The sequence below is a fragment of the Thermodesulfobacterium thermophilum DSM 1276 genome (genome assembly GCF_000421605.1).
Taxonomy (GTDB): Bacteria; Desulfobacterota; Thermodesulfobacteria; order Thermodesulfobacteriales; family Thermodesulfobacteriaceae; genus Thermodesulfobacterium; species Thermodesulfobacterium thermophilum.
In genome coordinates, this window is record NZ_ATXI01000004.1 from 1 (window position 1) to 18,842 (window position 18,842).

General features: G+C 35.3%; 19 protein-coding genes and 1 tRNA gene. 14 read left to right on the forward strand and 6 right to left on the reverse strand.

Annotated elements, in window-relative coordinates:
• The 6 genes from H529_RS09840 to H529_RS11675 form a co-directional block, all read right to left on the reverse strand.
• A partial coding sequence (locus tag H529_RS09840; protein ID WP_022854966.1) for a sulfite exporter TauE/SafE family protein occupies positions 1 to 526 on the reverse strand: 526 nt, incomplete at its 3' end.
• 63 nt (positions 527 to 589) lie between these two features.
• Complete coding sequence (locus tag H529_RS11765) at positions 590 to 760, reverse strand: hypothetical protein (protein ID WP_022854967.1); 171 nt, start codon at positions 758 to 760, stop codon at positions 590 to 592.
• 35 nt (positions 761 to 795) lie between these two features.
• Positions 796 to 2,412, reverse strand: coding sequence for a putative sulfate exporter family transporter (locus tag H529_RS0102385; RefSeq protein ID WP_022854968.1), 1,617 nt, complete (start codon positions 2,410 to 2,412; stop codon positions 796 to 798).
• 283 nt (positions 2,413 to 2,695) lie between these two features.
• Positions 2,696 to 4,081, reverse strand: a complete 1,386-nt coding sequence (locus H529_RS09845) for a sigma-54-dependent transcriptional regulator (RefSeq protein ID WP_022854969.1) — start codon at positions 4,079 to 4,081, stop codon at positions 2,696 to 2,698.
• Positions 4,071 to 5,300: an ATP-binding protein gene (locus H529_RS11665; protein WP_340371396.1), complete on the reverse strand. Its 1,230-nt coding sequence runs from the start codon at positions 5,298 to 5,300 to the stop codon at positions 4,071 to 4,073. The genes H529_RS09845 and H529_RS11665 overlap by 11 nt, the downstream gene beginning before the upstream one ends.
• A 12-nt stretch (positions 5,301 to 5,312) precedes the next feature.
• Positions 5,313 to 6,044 (reverse strand): Tll0287-like domain-containing protein, encoded by a 732-nt coding sequence (locus H529_RS11675; RefSeq protein ID WP_022854971.1) that lies wholly within the window; start codon positions 6,042 to 6,044, stop codon positions 5,313 to 5,315.
• A gap of 113 nt (positions 6,045 to 6,157) precedes the next feature.
• Between H529_RS11675 and H529_RS0102405 the strand changes: the two genes are divergently transcribed.
• The 14 genes from H529_RS0102405 (at position 6,158) to H529_RS12060 (ending at position 18,841) form a co-directional block, all read left to right on the forward strand.
• Positions 6,158 to 6,229, forward strand: a tRNA-Gly gene (locus tag H529_RS0102405).
• A 23-nt stretch (positions 6,230 to 6,252) separates the two neighbouring features.
• Positions 6,253 to 6,720, forward strand: a complete 468-nt coding sequence (locus H529_RS0102410) for a ribosome maturation factor RimP (protein ID WP_028843002.1) — start codon at positions 6,253 to 6,255, stop codon at positions 6,718 to 6,720.
• 16 nt (positions 6,721 to 6,736) lie between these two features.
• Positions 6,737 to 8,002: a transcription termination factor NusA gene (gene nusA, locus H529_RS09855; RefSeq protein WP_022854972.1), complete on the forward strand. Its 1,266-nt coding sequence runs from the start codon at positions 6,737 to 6,739 to the stop codon at positions 8,000 to 8,002.
• Complete coding sequence (locus tag H529_RS09860) at positions 7,995 to 8,222, forward strand: YlxR family protein (protein ID WP_022854973.1); 228 nt, start codon at positions 7,995 to 7,997, stop codon at positions 8,220 to 8,222. The genes nusA and H529_RS09860 overlap by 8 nt, the downstream gene beginning before the upstream one ends.
• Before the next feature lies 1 nt (position 8,223).
• The gene (gene pheA / locus H529_RS0102425) at positions 8,224 to 9,300 is read left to right on the forward strand and encodes a prephenate dehydratase (protein ID WP_022854974.1); all 1,077 of its coding nucleotides are present in this window, start codon (positions 8,224 to 8,226) and stop codon (positions 9,298 to 9,300) included.
• On the forward strand, positions 9,301 to 10,533 hold the full coding sequence (locus H529_RS0102430) for a M48 family metallopeptidase (RefSeq protein WP_022854975.1): 1,233 nt from the start codon (positions 9,301 to 9,303) through the stop codon (positions 10,531 to 10,533). It abuts the gene before it with no gap.
• Positions 10,534 to 10,580: 47 nt separating this feature from the next.
• The gene (locus H529_RS0102435) at positions 10,581 to 11,393 is read left to right on the forward strand and encodes a 50S ribosomal protein L11 methyltransferase (RefSeq protein WP_022854976.1); all 813 of its coding nucleotides are present in this window, start codon (positions 10,581 to 10,583) and stop codon (positions 11,391 to 11,393) included.
• Between the two features lie 17 nt (positions 11,394 to 11,410).
• Positions 11,411 to 12,181 carry a type III pantothenate kinase gene (locus tag H529_RS0102440; RefSeq protein WP_028843003.1) on the forward strand — a complete coding sequence of 257 codons (771 nt, stop codon included), beginning with the start codon at positions 11,411 to 11,413 and terminating at the stop codon, positions 12,179 to 12,181.
• On the forward strand, positions 12,160 to 13,023 hold the full coding sequence (locus H529_RS0102445; RefSeq protein WP_022854978.1) for a S66 peptidase family protein: 864 nt from the start codon (positions 12,160 to 12,162) through the stop codon (positions 13,021 to 13,023). Before H529_RS0102440 ends, H529_RS0102445 begins: the two co-directional genes overlap by 22 nt.
• 143 nt (positions 13,024 to 13,166) lie before the next feature.
• Entirely contained in the window at positions 13,167 to 14,549 is a 1,383-nt protein-coding gene (locus H529_RS0102450) for an NAD(P)/FAD-dependent oxidoreductase (RefSeq protein ID WP_022854979.1), read from the forward strand.
• Between the two features lie 60 nt (positions 14,550 to 14,609).
• A complete protein-coding gene (dnaN, locus tag H529_RS0102455; protein WP_022854980.1) occupies positions 14,610 to 15,725 on the forward strand; it encodes a DNA polymerase III subunit beta in 1,116 nt (371 codons plus the stop codon).
• Positions 15,726 to 15,768: 43 nt separating this feature from the next.
• Positions 15,769 to 18,180: a DNA topoisomerase (ATP-hydrolyzing) subunit B gene (gene gyrB, locus H529_RS0102460; RefSeq protein ID WP_028843004.1), complete on the forward strand. Its 2,412-nt coding sequence runs from the start codon at positions 15,769 to 15,771 to the stop codon at positions 18,178 to 18,180.
• 12 nt (positions 18,181 to 18,192) lie between these two features.
• Positions 18,193 to 18,726, forward strand: a complete 534-nt coding sequence (gene hpt / locus H529_RS0102465; RefSeq protein ID WP_022854982.1) for a hypoxanthine phosphoribosyltransferase — start codon at positions 18,193 to 18,195, stop codon at positions 18,724 to 18,726.
• On the forward strand, positions 18,719 to 18,841 hold the full coding sequence (locus H529_RS12060) for a hypothetical protein (RefSeq protein WP_022854983.1): 123 nt from the start codon (positions 18,719 to 18,721) through the stop codon (positions 18,839 to 18,841). The genes hpt and H529_RS12060 overlap by 8 nt, the downstream gene beginning before the upstream one ends.
• Position 18,842 lies beyond the last annotated feature (1 nt).

An 18,842-nucleotide genomic window follows, 5' to 3' on the forward strand; every position in this document is an offset into this window, starting at 1 on the left:
GCATCTTAACTGCGATGATATACAATACTATTCCTATAACTTTTTTAACCTGAGGAGCAGTTAACCTTTTTCTCATAAGATAGTTTCCAAGCAATGCACCAGCTATTGAACCTATGGCGCATAAAACAAGAAGATAAGGGTCTATGTTCCCCACAGAAATATGCCCTAAAAATCCTGAAAAAGAAGAAAAAATTACGATAAAACTGGTGGTGGCTGAGGCTTTTTTAGGGTCAATACCAAGCCAAACAAGAGCTGGAACTATAAGATTCCCTCCACCTACTCCCAAAAGCCCTCCTATATAACCCGCAAATCCACCAACCGCAACTCCATAAATAATAAGCTTTTTACTATCTGAAATCTCCCTTTTTTTGGGTTTATACCAAAGCATCATAGACCCTGCAAAAATTAGAAAACCAACAAAAAGCCATAAAAGCAGGGTTCTTGAAAGATGTTCTGCTGTGATAGCACCAACTGGAGAAAACACCGAAGCAAATACTAAAATAGGTAGGGCTGTTTTATAAACCATTAAAAGCCCTGAGAGGCCTTCTAAAACCTCTCAGGGCTTAAGTTTTTAGATATTAACTAAATCTTATCCGTGAGAAGAAGGAAAGAAGGTATAACTAACCCAAACTAAAACAATCAAAAGTACTATTCCTAACCCTATAGTCCATTTTACCAGTTTGCTTTCTATAGGTAACCATGGATCATATTGCATCTTCTGAAGTTCTTCTATCAACCTTGCTTCTTTTTCTTCTGCCATAATAACCTCCTTTAGTAAAGTTTTTCAACCAAAAACTACTGTCCTATTATAGGTGGTTTAACTCCATGGAAGAAAATATAAGAAATCAACAATCCAATCCAGATGATAAATCCAAACAAGCATACCAGATAAACTACTGCTAAACGCCCTATTCCTTCTTCCCAGAGTTTTCTGAAGTCAGAGATAATACCGATAGTAAAGAAAGTAAGTAGGAACATAATCTTTCTCAAGTTATTCAAACCACTAGTAGCTGTTTTGGTTTGGTCAACTATCTTTTTGGAATCTTTTATACTAGCTTTTAATTCATCAATTTCAGCTTTTTTGGTAGCTATTTGCTGAGCTAACTGCTCCTTAATGGCAGGGTCGATAGCTGTAGCAGCTTGTTTTTCAAGCTTTTCTAATTGTTTCTGAATAGCTTTGATTTGATGTTCCGCTGTTCCTACTTTAGGAGCATGAGGAGCAGAAATGATTAAGAAAATCACAAAGCCAAGGGCATAAGCTAAAACAAATTTGGGGAATCTATGCCAAATCTCTTTGGCGGTAACTGTTTGCCCTTCTTTACACTCTATGTGTGCGCACCAAATATAAGCTAAAATAAAAGCCCAGATACTTATAAAAATGTCGATGAAAAGTTTGGTGGTAGCGGCAGCCATCAGGATCCAACCAGGTTCATATTTAATACCAGCTACCGCTTCAGCCTTACCTCTTATTAAAGCATCCACTATAGCACCAGAGGCAAAAGCTGCTCCATCAGTCTTAACCGCAAGCCCCATCCAAGCACCAGCAACCATAGGTTCTTGCCATAAAAATTCACGAGCTAAGAAAGGTAAAATAAGCAACTCAATCACAGCAAAGATAACTACTAAAGAAGAAACCATAACAGGAACAACAGGTCTTGCTTTAATGGCACCTCCTGTGGCAATAGCTGCAGAAACACCACAAATAGAGATACCTGAAGCTAAAGGAGCTGCCCACTCTTTACTAAATTTAAAATATTTTCTTGCAAGCCAATATACAAGAGCCCAGTAAATAAGATAAGCCTCAACTATAGCACAAAGTCCTCTGAAAAGAACTGCAGAGGCAAGACCAAAAGCTTCAGCTGATTTTAATCCCAAAACAGCTCCCATCAAACCAATACCTGTCTTAACATAAAACTCTGGTAAAACCGCTTCTTTTATAAAATTGGCAAAACCTCTAAAAAAGTTACCTATAATCAAACCTAAAATTAAAGCAAAAATAAGTCCACCTTCCCCGGTAAGTTTGAGAGACCAGGGAATTTTGTGTTTAGTTGGGTCTGTAGCAGCAAAATAGGCATAATGTCCTAACAACCAGCATGCATAACTAAGCCAAAAAACAAAAAAGAACCCAACTATAAACCTTCCTACATTAAGGCCTAAGAAAGCTGCTCCAATAGCAAAAAATACCGTTAAAAACAACCAGGTTAAGATTAAAGATACACCACCTGAAATACCCACTTTTTTACTAAGTGGAGCGAGAGCTTTATCAAAAGATAGCCACTCGGAGGTCTTCACCGTCCAACCAAAAGGATCTATCCCTAAATAAGATAGAAAAGAAATTATTATTAAAGCCACAGCTAAATAAAAGGCTAACCAATCTTCATTAACCAGCCCCTTCTTCTTTCCTTCTACCATACAATCTCCTCCTTTTTGTTAATATTTTTAAAAATAGAGGCAAACAATTCCTTAAACTTCAACCTTTTTTCATAATCTCACCCCCCCTAATTTGTCTTTATTCTGTTGTAAAAATTGCAAAAACTATACCAATTATTTTGTTATTTTATTTTTTATAAATATGTAGAAAAATCTAAAGTTTAAGACCCTATTAATTTGTGACCTAATTTTGCATGTTACCTAATGGTAACATATTTTGAAGATTGTGTTTCTTTTGGGTAACTCAAAGTTAAAAAACTAAGAGCTACTCTTCTGATTGGATTGCATCCTCTGAGTGATGGTAAAGAAGGTTAAATTTTTTGAGTTTTTGCCATAGGGTTTTTCTACTGATACCTAATTTTTTGGCTGCTTCGGTTTTGTTCCAGTTGGTTTCTATTAAAGTTTTAAGTATAAATTCTTTTTCTATAGATTCCTTAGCAAGCTTATAATCCGAAACATCTTTTGCTTCTGATTTAAAACTCTGGCTTATTTCCTTAGGTAGATGGTCAAGAGTAATCTTACCGTCTACGGCTAATAAAACCGCCCTTTCTATGGCGTGCTTGAGTTCCCTTACGTTACCAGGATAATCATATTTTATCAAAGCTTGAAAAGCTTCTTCTGTTATCTGAGGTAAAGATCTTTGAAACTCCTCAGAAAAATATTTTAAATAATAATTAATTAAGATGGGAATATCTTCTTTTCTGTCTCTAAGGGGAGAGATCTCTATAGACATTACGTTTATTCTGTAGTATAGATCTTCTCTAAATTTGCCTTCTTTTACCAACTGTTTTAGGTCTTTACTGGTTGCATAGATGAACCTTACATCAACCTTAATAGGTTTATCTCCTCCTAATCGATAAACTATTTGGTCTTCTAAAACTCTTAGAAGTTTAGCTTGTAGGTTCTGAGGTAGTTCTGCTATTTCATCCAAAAAAAGCGTTCCTTTGTTAGCCAGTTCTAACATACCTTTTTTGGAATTATGAGCACCGGTAAAAGCCCCTCTTTCATAGCCAAAAAGCTCTGCTTCAAATAGATTTTCAGGAATGGCTGCACAATTGATTTTAAGATAAGGATTTTTTGTTCTTAAGCTTAAAGCCTGGATACAATCTGCTACCAACTCTTTTCCTGTGCCACTTTCTCCCAAAATAAGCACAGGAACGTCTGTTTTGGCTACAAGCTCTATTTTATTGATTACCTCTTTTATAGCCTTACTTTCTCCTACTATTTGCCTTAAAGCCTCTTTTTCTCTTAATTTTTCTCTTAGTTCATCTACCTCTTTTCTTAAATTTTTAAACTCAAAAAACTTTTCAACTACAACCATCAATTCTTCATTACTAAAAGGTTTAGCTAAGTAATCGAAAGCCCCTTCTTTTATAGCCTGTACCGCACTTTTAACCTCAGCAAAGGCAGTAATCATTATTATCCCAGTTTGTTCTTGTTTTTCTTTAATTTTCTTAAGTAAGGAGATACCGTCTATGTCTGGAAGTTTAAGATCAAGGATGCACAGGTCAAATTTTTGTTCTGCTATTTTCTTTAAAGCATCTTCTCCTTTCTCACAAGTATCTACTTCAAACCCCTGATCTTTAAGATAATGAGACAAACCAAACAAAATTATTGGTTCGTCGTCTACTATCAGTATTCTACCTTTCATGTATCCTTCGCCCCTCTAAAGGTATTTCCACTACAAAGGTAGTTCCTTTTTCAGAGGTAGTAAACCATATTTTTCCTCCATGTTGTTCCACAATAGACTTGGAAATAAATAAACCAAGCCCGGTGCCTTTACCCAAAGGTTTAGTAGTAAAAAAAGGATCAAAAACTTTTTCTGCTACATGTGGCGGGATACCTGAACCTGTATCTGACACCTCAATAAACATTTTACTATCTTTATGATAAACTTTTATGGTTAAAACTTTTTCTTCAGAATTTTCCATAGCATCTACCGCGTTTAAAATCAGGTTAAGTAAAACTTGTTCGATTTTGTTTGAATCTAAATAAACGGGACTTAAATTTTGTTCTAATTCTATCTTTAGTTTTATACTTTTTTCTTTTAAATAATAATTTATCAATTTTAAAACATTTTCTATCAAGTCTTTAACCTCACAAACTCTAAGATTTAGCTCTGTTGTCCGAGAAAAATCAAGTAATACCTTTATTATGTTTTGAATACGGGACAATCCCTGGTTTATAAGTTCTATATGTTGATTTTTGGTTTTCTCATCCATAGAACTTCTAATAACATTATCTAAACATAAAATAATTCCACCTAAAGGATTATTTATTTCATGAGCTATGCCTGCGGCAAGTTGCCCTATAGCAGCCAATTTTTCAGTAATAGCCATCTGTTCTTCTATTCTCTTTTTTTCTGTCACGTCTTCTACGTAGTGAACTACCTTTATCACTTTACCGGTTTGATCAAATACCGGATAGAGATGGGTATAATAATAACCTCCTTCAGGTGAGCTGATATACTCTGACACAGGGTGTTTAGTTTCAATCACCTTTCTTATCAGAGCTATAGGGCAGGTTTTATTTTTGTCTGCTTTAAGTGGATCACATTCCGTATTAAAAACTGGTCCTTTTTTTTGACTTATCCATTCTTGATAGGCTTTATTACTAACCTCTACTTTACAGTTCAGATTAACCAACGCTAAAGGGTCTGTTATGTGGTTAAATATGGTCTGTAAGGTTTGAGCATAGGTTTTGATAGCTTCTTGTGCCTCAAAAAGATGATTAGCTAACTGATTAAAAGATTGAAGAAGTTCTCCTATTTCGTCCCCTCTTTCTACTTCTAATCTTTGGCTTAAAGGAGCATTTCCAGAAATAATATTTTTAAAATGGACTGTAAGTTTTTTTATAGGTCTACCTACTATAGCCCAAAAAACTCATTCTATGGTTACTAACAACAAAATAACGGTTAACATTCCAGAAATAAAAGTGATAATTGCAATGTGTTTTATTTCTAACAACCAATTTTCAAGAGGTACATAAATAGCCTCTAATCCCATCAAATCCCCAACCCTCCAGAGGAAATCTTCTTTCCGGGGATAGATCTTAAGAAGACTTTTGGGGGCGTCTTTTGTTTTACCATGACATACAAGGCATTCCCTTTCCACATGGATAGGTTTTATAACCACAAGATATTTATCTTTGTTGAAATCTACAATATTTTCCCAACGTTTAATCTCAGGATTCTGCATAAAATTTTTTAAAATTTTTCTTTCAAAATCGTTAGGTAAATGTTGTGGATTTATAGGTTTTAGAGAAACCCTTCTATAATCATAATCAACAAACTTAGTTTTAAACCTTTGCATTACTTTTGTCCTAATATGAGTGGTAGACATGGCTTCTAAAATAAAATCTTCTTTTATGTTTGATTCTTTAAAAAATCTAAAAAGAGAAGGTCTTAACTCCTCTTTTACATAATCCCCCAAGGCATCTATTTGAGTAATTAATAGTTCAGCCTCCCTTCTTGCCTCCTCCAGTGCTTGATTTTTTAAAAAGTAATAAATTATCGTAGAAAAAAGAAAACAGAAAAGAGTAATAACAAACAGAAGATACAGGATAAACTTTGTACTTAAACTTAGATTTTTAAAAATGAATTTGATTTTTTTCATCTACATATTTGATTTTAAAAGTAATGCTCCTTTTTTCAAGTAGATTATACAAACTTAATAAAAAACAACCTTGCCAAACTGAAGAAATAATTTATAATTCTATCTTATAAAAAGCGGGCGTAGCTCAGGGGTAGAGCACCAGCTTCCCAAGCTGGGGGTCGCGGGTTCGAATCCCGTCGCCCGCTCTTATTTTATTTTTAAGGATAAAATGATAGAAAAGGACTTAAAAGAAAAAATTAGAGAGCTTATTGAGACCCCTATCCTAAAAAAGGGGATAGAGCTTGTAGACCTTGAATGGAAAAGAGAAAGAACAGGTTGGGTTTTAAGGTTGTTTATCGACAAACCTGGTGGAGTTACCATAGGAGATTGCGCTAAGATTAGTGAAATGGTAGGTAAGATTTTAGATAAAGAGGACCTGATTCATCGTTCATATAATTTAGAGGTTTCCTCTCCAGGGATTGAAAGACCACTGGTAAAAAAAGAAGATTTTGAGCGATTCCGTGGAGAAAAGGCTAAAGTAGTTTTAAAAACTCCTTTAGAAGGAAGAAAAAATTTTTCAGGCATTATTTTAGGGATTGAAGAAGAATTTTTGTTGTTAGAGGTAGATCAAAAGGTTTGGAGATTGCCTTTAGGTGAGATTAAAAAAGCTAATCTTCAACCAGAGTTAAAATTTTAAAAAGGAGCATACCTTTATGCAACAAGGAGAACTAAAAAAAGTTATAGAAACTTTAAGTAAAGAAAAAGGCCTTTCTAAAGAGATTTTAATCGAAGCTCTGCTTGAAGGGATAAAAACTGCAGCCAAAAAAAAGTTTGGTAATAAAGCTAAGATTGAGGTAAAGTACAACGAGGAAAACGGAACGATCGACATTTATAGATTAAAAGAAGTGGTATCTCAGGTTTCTAACCCTGAAACTGAGGTGTCTTTAGAAGAAATACAAAAAATGGGATTAGACGCAAAGATAGGAGATTTGATAGGAGAAAAAATAGAACTTCAAGAACTTGGAAGGATTGCTGCCCAAATAGTAAAACAACTCTTTTCTCAAAAGGTAAGGTTAGCAGAAAAGCAAATCGTATATGAAGAGTTTAAACATAAGCTGGGAGATATTGTAAGTGGTTATGTCCACAGGTTTGATAAAAGAGGGGTGATCCTTTCTGTGGGTAGAGCTGAAGCCCTTTTACCTGAAGAAGAACAAGTCCCAGGAGAAAAGTACATCAGAGGAAACCGTTTAAAAGCACTTTTGATAGAGGTTTACAGACAACAGGAACCTCAATTGGTAGTGTCCCGTTCTCATCCTGCTTTTGTAAAAAAACTGTTTGAAAAAGAGGTCCCTGAAATACAAGAAGGGATTGTAAAGATAGTAGCTGTGGCCAGAGAACCTGGTTCAAGAACTAAAATTGCTGTTACCTCTAACAATCCTAACATCGACCCTGTAGGAGCTTGTATTGGGGTTAGAGGCTCTCGTATTTCGGTAATCTTAGAGGAAATAAACCTTACCTCAAAAGGAGATAAAAGAGAATATAGAGAAAAGATTGACGTAGTACTATGGGATCCAGACCCAGCCAAGTTTGTCTACAATGCCTTAGCTCCAGCAGAGTGCAGTAAAGTTATAGTAGACGAAAAAAACAAACTTTTAGAGGTAATAGTCCCTGACGATCAACTTTCTCTTGCCATAGGAAAAAAGGGAGAAAATGTTAAACTTGCCTCTAAACTTGTAGGATGGAAGATTGACATACTAAGTGAAACCCAATTTTTAAGAAGACAAGAGCCTGAGTTTTTAAAGCTTCTTAAAGTAACGGGGCTATCTGATGAAATTGCCGGAAACTTGTACGAGGTAGGAATAAAGGATCTTAAGACCCTTTTAGAAACCCCTGCTGAAAAAATAGCAGAGATTACTAAGTTAAGTTTAGACCAAGTAACCCAGATTTTAGAAAAGGCTAAAAAAGAACAAGTTGGTTAAAAAAGGACACATCCCTGAAAGGACCTGTGCCTTTTGTAAAAAGAAGGCACCTAAGTTTGAGCTTTTTAGGTTTGTAAATAAGGGAGGGGCTTTGGTTTTTGACCCTGAAAAAAAGCTTCAAGGTAGAGGTGCTTATTTGTGTAAAGAATGTTTTGAAAAGAGGGATAACCGGAAGATTATAACTAAACTTTTAAGGTCATTAAGGATAATCTCTTCTTAAAATGGATAAAGAAGAGCTAAAAAAACTAAGGCAAAAAATAGATAAGATTGACGATCAACTGCTTTACCTGCTAAAAAAACGTTTAGAGTTAGCTAAAACCATCGGCAAGATAAAAGAAGGGATTGGATCTCAAAGCTTTGACCTTAGCAGAGAAAAGGAAGTTTTAGGAAGAATTCTTAAGCAAAACCAAGGTTTTTTCCCTGAAGAAGCTTTAAAGGTAATATATTCTGAAATCATAAAAGCCTGTAGAAGCGTTCAAGAAAAAATCAAGGTAGCTTATCTTGGGCCTGAAGCTACCTTTAGTCATATCGCTACCTTAGAATATTTTGGCACCTCTGCTGAACTCATACCTGTTGAAACCATATTAGATGTGTTTGAAGAGGTATCAAGTGAGAGGGTAAAATTTGGAGTAGTTCCTATAGAAAACTCCATCGAAGGAGTGGTAGCTACCACCCTTGATGCTATCTATGAATACGGTCTAAAAGTCTGCGGAGAGGTCTATCAGTCGATTTCGCACCATCTGTTAAATCAAACCGGAAGACTTGAAGATATTAAAAAAGTTCTTTCCCATCCTCAAGCTATAGCTCAGTGTAGAAAATGGTTAAGAAAGAAACTACCCTCTGTACCTGTAGACACTGTACCATCTACAGCACTTGCTGCTAAATGGGCAGCGGTAGACGAAAAAGTTGCCGCCATAGCAAGCCTTATGGCTGCTAAGTTATACCATCTTCAGGTGGTAGCTAAAAACATCGAAGACATAAAAGGAAACTCTACCAGGTTTTGGATTATCGGAAAGGAAGAAGTTCCCTTTACTGGTAAGGATAAAACTTCTCTGATTTTTAGTGTTTCAGACAGACCTGGAGCCTTGTTTGAGGTGCTGGGGTGCTTTGCTAAAAGAAAGATAAACTTAACCAAAATAGAAAGCAGGCCTTCCAAAAATGAACCATGGAAATATATCTTCTTTCTTGATTGTGAAGGTCATATCCAGGAACCAGTGGTACAAGAATGTATAGAAGAGATGAAAAACTACTGTTTACAGGTAATCTGGTTAGGTTCTTATCCGAAAGGGAAAAGTTAAGTGTTTTATGAAGAACTTATCTATCTTTGGATAGGTTTTATACTTTTTGAACTCTTTCCAGAAACGAAACTAAGTCTTTCTCCCTTTATCTTTATTTTAAAGGAATTTCTCTTTTTTTTTAGCATTATCATCTTAAAAAAATTTTTAAAACCTCAAAGAATTTCTGGGTTTTGTATTAATTTTTTTAATATAGTTGTGTTGGTTTTATTTGTAGTTGACCTGGGATTGTTTGGTTTTAAATCCTTTTTAAATCAGTATTATTTTTCTTCTTTTTTAGGTTTCTTATGGTTTTTACATTATGTAGTACTAATAAGGGTTTTTCTTCTTGGTTTCTCTTTGTCTTATTTAAAAATAATTCTTGGTATGATGAGCCCTATAATCATTTTGGTTTTGATAGAAAGTGTTTTGGATATGCTTAATCTTAAACTGGAAAGTTATGCCTATCCTTTAATCTTTCTTCTGGTACTTTTTATTTCTCCGATTTTTATGATTAGATTATTTCCGGTAAAGGTATTAGAAGATATAAGAATAAGAGAACTAGTTTTTAGGTTTTTTCAAACCTTTGGGGTTAAAATAAAGGAAATTTATGTACTCAAAGACTTTGGCAAAAAAGTTTATACAGCTGGAGTAATAGGATTTTTTCCTAAGTTTAAGTATATTTTCTTTTCTCAACCTCTGTTAGACCTTCTAAACGAAGAAGAACTTATAGGAGTTTTAGCCCACGAACTTGGGCACATAAAAAATAAACATGCTTTTTGGTTACTTTTAGTTTTATTAGGACTTCCTTTGTGTTTAACGTCGATTTTTTGCCTGTTTTCTTTTTTTGACCAGCTTTTAGGTTTAAAGGTTTTAGCCTATCTAAAAAGTTTACCTTCTTATCATACAGAAACCCTTAGCGCCTTGGTCTTGGTTTTTTCTTCATATCTTTACTTAAGATATGTATTCGGTTATTTTTTAAGACAGCTTGAGAGAGAAGCTGATTTTTACGCCTTAACCATACTTAGTAACCCAAAAGGATTAATTGCCTCTCTCCTTAAAATAGGAGAAATTTCAGGACAGCTTTATAAAAAAAGCTGGCATCATTATGGTATCTTTGAAAGGATCTGTTTCTTACAACAGGCCTCTTTAGAGGAATTTGATTTTAAAAAATTTTGGATAAAAAACAGAGTACAAATATTCAGTTTTTTGATAGTAAACGTTACCTTAATATCTGCTTTCTTGGTTTTTGATTAATTAGATTTAAAAACTTTTTTAAACATTAAACGTAAGGATTTGAAAATATGCTAAAAGGAAAACATAAAAAATATAAAGATCTTTATACCTATATGGTTAAACCTTCCCATCCTGACTTACATCAGGTTGAGGATGAAGATTTTATAGGTTTTTGGGAAGAAGATGGAATGGGGATCTTATTTTTTCATTGTCCTAAAGAGCAATTGATAGATAATTTAGCTAAAAAATACGAATTTAAAATTTATGATAAGCAAGTTATCCCTTATAAGGAGTGGAATGAAAACAGGTTCCCTAAGCCTATAAAAGTAGGTAATATTACCATAGCTCCTGTTTGGGTTGAGGGAAACTGGGATTTAGTCTTTGACCCAAGTGTGGTTTTTGGAGAGGGGCAACATCCTACCACCGCCATGATGCTTGAGTTGAGTTGGGAGCTTTATCTCAAGTTTGAAAAACCTAAGAAGGTCTTAGACATAGGTTGTGGAAGTGGTATTTTAACACTTTTTTGGACAAAGTTAGGTGCTAACGTCACCGCGGTTGACCTTAATCCTTTATGTGTAAAGGTTACCGAACATAATTTAGAACTTAACGGTTTAAGAAATCAGGCGGAGTTAAAACAAGGAAATATTTTGGACTTGTTACCTATAAAAGCTGATTTGGTATTAGGAAATCTTTATCGACTTTTATTACTTAAACTCTTTGAAAACGAATATTTTTGGCAGGCAAAGTATTACCTACTTTCAGGGTTTAGCTTGGATATGGAAAAAGAACTTTTAGAAAAAATCTCAAACCTTCCCCTTGAAATGGTTATAAGGAGAACCTCTCAAAACTGGGTTTGCTGGTTGGTAAAAAAACTTACTTAAAGGAGGTAAGAGAGACCATGCTTCTTACCGTAGACATAGGTAACACAGCAACTACCTGTGGAGTTTTTGAAAAAGACGGACAACTAAAGGCACTTTTTAGTTTTAAAACCTATGTTCCGGTTTCTGGAGAAGAACTTTTAGTAAAGTTAAAGGCTTATTTGGACCTTTATCAAATAGAATTTAAAGAATTAGAAGGAATATCGATAGCTTGTGTAGTTCCCCCTGTGCTAAACTGGTGGGTCGAAGTAGGTAAAAGGTGGTTAGCCAAAGAGGTTTTGATTGCTAACCACGAAACGGTCAACATTCCTTTAGACCTTCTTTATCCATGTGAGGTTGGAGCAGACCGGTTAGTTAACGCTTTAGCAGGATGGAAAAAATATCAAGGTCCTTTGATCATAGTTGATTTTGGTACAGCCATAACCTTCGACTGTATCTCTTCAACGGGAGTTTATCTTGGAGGTGCTATTGCTCCAGGGATTTTTATCTCTACTGAAGCCCTTTTTAAAGGCACTGCCAAGCTTCCTAAAATAGACTTAAGTGAACCCCCTTCTCAGGCCATAGGGAAAGATACCATTTCAGCCCTAAAAAGCGGACTTTTGATAGGTTTTGCCGGACTCACAGATGCCTTGGTTAAAAAACTTTTTGAAGAGATGGGTAGCAATCCTAAGGTTATAGCCACGGGTGGTTTAGCCAAGTTTTTAGTACCTTTTACTACCACCATAGAAAAAATCGACCCTTACCTTACGTTAGAAGGCCTTTATTTCCTATGGAAAGCCCGGTTAAAATAGCTATCTTCTCTCCAGCAAGCCTTCCTACCCCAGAAGAATATAAGAAAGCTCTGGAATTTTTAAAAATTAATGAAATTGAGATTCAATCTTTTGTTGATTTTAATTCAAAAACTCCTTATGAAAAAGCTAAAGAAGTAGCTTTATTTCTTACCGACACCAAATGGGACTACCTATGGACAGTAAGAGGAGGTTTCGGATGTCTTAAGCTTCTTCCTTATCTTGATGAATTTTTGTCAGACAACGAAAATCTGTTACTTAAGCCTTGTTTAATAGGTTTTAGTGACCTTACCGCCCTTCATGTTTATCTTTATAAAAGATTTAAAAAATCAGGTATACATGCTCCCAATGTGGTTAGTTTAAACAAACTTAACCCAAAGGCCTGGGGAGAACTTTTAGATTTAATTTTGCGAAAAAAAACTAAGTTAGTTTTAGAAGGAAAGGGTTGGGTTGAAGGGGAGGCTGAAGGGGTGGTATTAGGAGGGAACTTAGCTACGTTAGCCAGTCTTTGTGGAACTCCTTATTTTCCTCTTATGGAAGAACCTTTCATTCTTTTTATAGAAGAAATCAACGAAAAACCTTATCGTATAGAAAGGTTTCTTCTTCAGTTAATTTTTACCGTTAGTAGGAAAAACCTAAAAGGTTTAGCCTTGGGAGATTTGGGAATAACAGACATAAAACCTATTTTACAGACTCTCTCTCTTTATATAAAAAAAGACCTTCCTATAGGCTATGGATTTTCTGTAGGACATATCCCAGACAATTTTCCTTTTATTTTAGGAAAAAAAGGAAGATTAAAAGTTCTTAAAGATAAGGCTATTTTTTCACAAGAACCATGGCCGTAAAAACAATTATTACAGCTTTAGTTCAACCCCCAAAAGGCTCAAAAAAATTTTTTCTCCTAAACCTTTATCACGCCTGAATGGAAAAACTTACTGTTTTAGTGATGGTTTGATTTATTTTTTAGCCTGTGGTATAGTTTTTAAATATGAAACATAAAAAATATGATGTGGTGATTGTTGGAGCTGGACCGGCAGGGATTTTTACAGCCTTAGAGCTTTCAAAAAACGAAAATCTAAAGATCCTTATCATAGAAAAAGGAAAAAGTATAGAAAAAAGAAAGTGCCCTACCCTTAAAGTAGGAAAATGTGCAAAGTGTATCCCTTGTAATATCATAAGCGGATGGGGAGGAGCCGGGGCTTTTAGTGATGGAAAACTTAATCTTTCGAGAGAAATAGGCGGATTTCTAAACGAATATTTAGACCCTAAAGAACTCTTAACCCTTATAGACTATGTAGACCAAATCTATCTCCGTTTTGGTGCCCCTGAAATGCTTTATGCTCCTGATGAGATAACCATCAAAAAAATTACTACTGAGGCTACCAAACACGGACTTCTCTTTATTCCTTCTAAGATAAGACATATAGGCACTGAAAAATGTAGAGAGGTGTTAACTAACTTTCAAAACTACCTAAAAGATAAGGTAGAACTTCTTTTTCAAACTGAAGTAGAAGAAATTCTTGTTTCTAAAAAACAGGTGAAAGGAGTAAGATTAAAAGACGGAACACAGGTGTTAGCCTCTTTTGTAGTTATAGCTCCTGGTAGATCTGGTAATGAATGGGTACAAAAGGAATGTAAAAGACTAAAACTCTCTACGGCTATCAACCCTGTAGATATTGGGGTAAGGGTGGAAGTTCCTGCTGCAATAATGGAGGACCTTACGTCCAAAGTTTATGAGCCTAAGTTCGTTTATTTTTCAAAAACTTTTGATGATAAGGTAAGAACCTTTTGTGTGAACCCCTATGGGGAAGTGGTTATGGAAAACATAGACGGCATATGGACGGTAAACGGCCATAGTTATGCTAATCAAAAAACAGAAAACACCAACTTTGCTATCCTTTGCAGCACATATTTTACCGAACCTTTTAAAGAACCTGTTTTATACGGAAAAAACATCTCTAAATTAGCCAACTTTTTAGGAAACGGGGTCTTAGTACAGCGCTTAGGAGATATAAAAAGAGGGAGAAGGTCTAACGAAAAAAGGATAGCTAAAAACTTAGTACAACCTACCTTAAAAAGCGCAACCCCTGGAGACTTAAGTTTTGTACTGCCTTATCGATACCTGGTAAATATTTTAGAGATGTTAGAAGCACTTGATCAAGTCATACCAGGTATAGCCTCTCCATATACGCTGCTTTACGGAGTAGAAGTTAAGTTTTATAGTCTAAGGATAAATCTTAGCCCTGTTTTAGAAACAGAGATTAGAAATCTCTTTGCTGCAGGGGATGGAGCAGGTATTACCAGAGGCTTAATTCAAGCTTCAGTATCAGGGGTGGTAGTAGCAAGAGAAATCTTAAGACGTTTTTCTTAAAAAACTGCAAACAACTAAATTTATGTTATAATAAGAGCAAACTTGAAACAGGGGGCACATATGCAGGTTAAAGTAGATACCTCCAAGTTAGAACGAGTTCTTAAAAACATAGAAAAAGTATCAGATAAAAAGGCTTCCATGGCAGTACTTTCTATGGTTTTAATCGAACCAAACTTAGAGGAAAACACCCTTTACTTTACGGCTACCGACCTTGAGATAGGGTATAAAGGTAAAGTTTTTGCGGAAATAGAGGGAGATTCAGCTCCTTTTTGTGTTTCTGCTAAAAAATTATACGAAATAGTCAAAAATTTTCCGGAAGACACCCTTTATCTTATAAAAGAGGAAAACAAACTGGTTATAAAAGATGAAGAAGAAAAAATTTTATATAATCTTAGCATCATGGATGGAGAAGACTTTCCGAGTTTACCAGAGTTTGGAGAGGATCACACAGTAGAAATTCCTGGAAAAACCTTGGCAGAACTTATAGATACTACAGCTTTCTGTACTTCTAAAGAGGATACCCGCTTTGTTTTGGCTGGGATTTATTTAGAACCTTTAAAAGAGGAAGGTAAACTTAGGGCTGTATCTTCAGATGGTCATAGATTAGCCCTCTTAGACAGAGAAGTTAGTGGGATAGAAAACTTTCCAGAGGGTTTTATCATAGCCAAAAAGGCAGCTAAACAAATAGAAGAGATAGCAGAAGAAGAGCTGTTGGTAAGGTTAGGATTTACTAATAACTATGTGGTTATCTGGACCTCAACGGCACTTTTTTTTGCAAGAACCATAGAAGGACCTTATCCTGATTACCGAATGGTAATACCTTCTGCATACCAAAACATTTTAAAAATAGACAGAAAACTTTTTATAGAAGCCTTAAAAAGGGTTTCGTTGGTAGCTAACGAACGTTTTAAACCTGTCACCTTAGAGTTGCTACCTAAGGAGGTTATTCTTACTTCGCAGGAAACTGAAATGGGTAAAGCTCAGATAAGGATCCCCGGAGAATATGAAGGAGAACCTATGGTGGTTAACTATAACGCCGACTACCTACTTGATGCCTTACAAATAATGAAGTCCGAAGAAGTAGAAATGAAAATAGGTGCAGGGAAAATCCCTGCTATCTTAACCGGTTATAGAGACGAAGGGTTTTTGTACCTATTGATGCCTATGGTTTTATAGTTTTAGTAAACTTCAAAAATTATCTAAAGGTGTTGTAGAGGCTATGGAGACAAAGAGAAACATGCAGTATGAAGCTCAAAGTATTAAGGTTTTATCAGGTTTAGAAGGTGTTAGGACAAGACCTGCGATGTACATAGGGTCTACTGATGTTTCAGGATTTCATCATCTGCTTTGGGAAGTCTTAGATAACGCCATAGATGAGGCCTTAGCAGGATTTGCTACTGAAATCTGGATCAGAATCCATCCTGACGGTTCTGCCAGTGTAGAGGATAACGGAAGAGGGATCCCTGTAGACCTTCATCCAGAAGAAAAAGTGCCAGGGTTGGAACTGGTTATGACCAGACTTCACGCAGGAGCAAAGTTTGACCATGGAGTTTATAAAGTCTCGGGTGGACTTCATGGAGTAGGAGTTTCGGTAGTAAACGCCCTTTCAGAATGGTTGATAGCTGAGGTTTACCGAGATGGAAAAATTTACAAACAGACCTATAAAAGAGGAATCCCAGACGGTCCTGTACAGGTAATAGGGGAAACCAAAAAAAGAGGGACTTTAGTTAGGTTTAAGCCTGACAGAGAAATCTTTGGAGATTTAGAGTTTGACTTAGATATAGTAAAAAGAAGGGTAAAGGAATTAGCCTATTTAAACCCAGACATAAAACTTTATCTTGTAGATGAAAGAATAGGTTATACAGAAAAATTTCACTATAAGGGAGGTATCGTAGAGTTAGTCAAGACATTAAACGCTAAAAAAAATCCTGTTCATTCTAAAGTAATATACATTGTAGGAGAAAAAGAAAATATAAAAGTAGAGGTAGCACTCCAATATAATTCAGGCTATACAGAAACCATTTACAGCTATGTAAACAACATCCTTACTAAGGAAGGGGGCACCCATGTTATAGGGTTTAGAACTGCTCTTACCAAAGCCATAAATCGCTATATTTCAGACGATAAAGTTCCCAAGCAGTTTAAGATAAAAATAGAGGGAGAGGATGTAAAAGAAGGGCTTTGTGCAGTAATCTCCCTTAAAGTGCCTGACCCACAGTTTGAAGGACAAACCAAAATGAAACTTGGAAACAGTGAAGTAAAACCTATCGTAGAATCAATAGTTTATGAAGGACTCTTAAAATTTTTCGAAGAAAATCCGGGAGAAGCTAAAAAAATTATCCAAAAATTGGTAATAGCTGCCAAGGCGAGAGAGGCATCAAGAAAGGCTAAAGAACTTGTCAGGAAAAAAAGTGAAATAGAAGATTTTATCGTAGCTGGTAAACTAGCTGACTGTTCAGAAAAAGCTCCAGAAAAAAGAGAACTCTTTATCGTAGAGGGAGATTCTGCAGGAGGGTCTGCCAAACAAGCAAGAGACAGAAGATTTCAGGCTATCCTTCCTTTGAAAGGGAAAATTCTTAACGTAGAAAAAGCTAACATGGAAAAAATGCTTTCTTCTGAAGAAATAAAAGGCTTGATAGCAGCTTTGGGAACTGGGATAGGTCCTGAAAGTTTTAACCCAGATAAATGTAAATATCATAAAATAATCATCATGACTGATGCCGACGTAGATGGAGCCCATATAAGGACCCTTTTACTAACCTTTTTTTACAGACAGATGTTTGAGTTGATAGAAAGAGGCTGGATTTTTATAGCTCAACCTCCCCTTTATAGGGTGGTTGATGGCAAAAAAGAAGTTTACCTAAAAAACGACGAAGAGTTAGATAAGTATATCATGAATAGGTTGGCAAAAAACGTAAAGATCTCCTTTACTAAAGATCAACAAACCTTTTTATTAAAGGATTTCAAATCTTTCTTCCTTAGTTGTGCTAAACTTGATAGACAGCTTCTTAACTTACTAAAAAAAACCTATCCCCCTCAGGTAGTACTAATTTTACTTCAGGCAGGTTTTGACAATCTTACCTATTTTGAAGATCTAAACAAGATAGAACAAATAGCTACAGATTGTCAAAAAGCAGGATTTAAAGTTTCCAGAATAAAATCCAGTAGTTATAATCCAAAATATTATGAATTTTTCGTGTTTTCTGAAAAAGAAACGACAGTTTCCTGTTTGGTAGGACCAGAGCTAATCTTAGAAAGAGACTACAGGGAGGCTTTAAAAGTATTTTCTCACCTTAAACCTAATCTGGGACAGACGATTAACATAGAGTATAAAGGAGAAAAGAAGTCTTGGAATAACTGGTTCTTCTCTATTTCTGAAATCCTTTCTTATCTTAGAGAAGAGGGAAGAAAAGGTTTATTTGTACAGAGATATAAGGGATTAGGAGAGATGAACTCAAAACAGTTGTGGGAAACCACGATGGACCCTCAAAAAAGGGTTTTAAAACAAGTAACCATCAAAGATGCTGAAAAGGCAGATGAGCTTTTTTCTATCCTTATGGGAGAAAACGTAGAACCAAGAAGAGAATTTATCTATAAACACGCCCTAGAATACAGAGAATTAGACATATAACGAGGGGCTAACATGGAAAAACCTCAACTAAAACTTGTTATATCTGAAAAAGAAATTTTACGCAAAATAAAAGAGTTATCCGATAAAATTGATAAAGATTTTAACGAAGAACCGATAGTATTTATAGGTACGTTGAAAGGAGCTTTTATGTTTCTTTCAGACCTTATAAAGCACATCAGAAATCCTAATGTAGAGGTTGATTTTGTTCGGGTTAAAAGTTACGGACTTTCTGACAAATCTTCTGGAAATGTTGAATTGGTAAAAGATTTAGAATTACCTGTAGAGGGTAAAAATGTAATCATCGTAGAAGACATTGTTGATACCGGACTTACCTTGAAATTTTTGTATGAAAGGATTAAAGAGTTAAACCCTAAAACCCTTAAAGTGTGTGCTCTCATCAACAAAAAAGAAAGAAGAGAAGTAGATGTGCCGGTAGATTACATCGGTTTTGAAGTAGAAAAAGGGTTTTTAGTAGGATATGGTTTAGACTTTGCTGAACGCTACAGACATCTCTCTGAGGTTTATGAGGTAGTAAAAGATGAATAAAAAGCAATTTATCTGGAATTATCTTAAAAACAGCCCCTGGTATTTATGGGTGATAAGGATATCAGGGGCTGTTTTTCTTGCTTATACCTTGATAAAACTACTAAAGTTAAAATAAA

What these genes read in the sequence shown, in the direction of transcription:
- H529_RS11765 (WP_022854967.1), bottom strand. Translation starts at nt 760, where the DNA reads ATGGCAGAAGAAAAAGAAGCAAGGTTGATAGAAGAACTTCAGAAGATG.
- H529_RS0102385 (WP_022854968.1), bottom strand. Translation starts at nt 2,412, where the DNA reads ATGGTAGAAGGAAAGAAGAAGGGGCTGGTTAATGAAGATTGGTTAGCC.
- H529_RS09845 (WP_022854969.1), bottom strand. Translation starts at nt 4,081, where the DNA reads ATGAAAGGTAGAATACTGATAGTAGACGACGAACCAATAATTTTGTTT.
- H529_RS11675 (WP_022854971.1), bottom strand. Translation starts at nt 6,044, where the DNA reads ATGAAAAAAATCAAATTCATTTTTAAAAATCTAAGTTTAAGTACAAAG.
- H529_RS0102410 (WP_028843002.1), top strand. Translation starts at nt 6,253, where the DNA reads ATGATAGAAAAGGACTTAAAAGAAAAAATTAGAGAGCTTATTGAGACC.
- nusA (WP_022854972.1), top strand. Translation starts at nt 6,737, where the DNA reads ATGCAACAAGGAGAACTAAAAAAAGTTATAGAAACTTTAAGTAAAGAA.
- pheA (WP_022854974.1), top strand. Translation starts at nt 8,224, where the DNA reads ATGGATAAAGAAGAGCTAAAAAAACTAAGGCAAAAAATAGATAAGATT.
- H529_RS0102435 (WP_022854976.1), top strand. Translation starts at nt 10,581, where the DNA reads ATGCTAAAAGGAAAACATAAAAAATATAAAGATCTTTATACCTATATG.
- H529_RS0102440 (WP_028843003.1), top strand. Translation starts at nt 11,411, where the DNA reads ATGCTTCTTACCGTAGACATAGGTAACACAGCAACTACCTGTGGAGTT.
- H529_RS0102445 (WP_022854978.1), top strand. Translation starts at nt 12,160, where the DNA reads ATGGAAAGCCCGGTTAAAATAGCTATCTTCTCTCCAGCAAGCCTTCCT.
- H529_RS0102450 (WP_022854979.1), top strand. Translation starts at nt 13,167, where the DNA reads ATGAAACATAAAAAATATGATGTGGTGATTGTTGGAGCTGGACCGGCA.
- dnaN (WP_022854980.1), top strand. Translation starts at nt 14,610, where the DNA reads ATGCAGGTTAAAGTAGATACCTCCAAGTTAGAACGAGTTCTTAAAAAC.
- gyrB (WP_028843004.1), top strand. Translation starts at nt 15,769, where the DNA reads ATGGAGACAAAGAGAAACATGCAGTATGAAGCTCAAAGTATTAAGGTT.
- hpt (WP_022854982.1), top strand. Translation starts at nt 18,193, where the DNA reads ATGGAAAAACCTCAACTAAAACTTGTTATATCTGAAAAAGAAATTTTA.
- H529_RS12060 (WP_022854983.1), top strand. Translation starts at nt 18,719, where the DNA reads ATGAATAAAAAGCAATTTATCTGGAATTATCTTAAAAACAGCCCCTGG.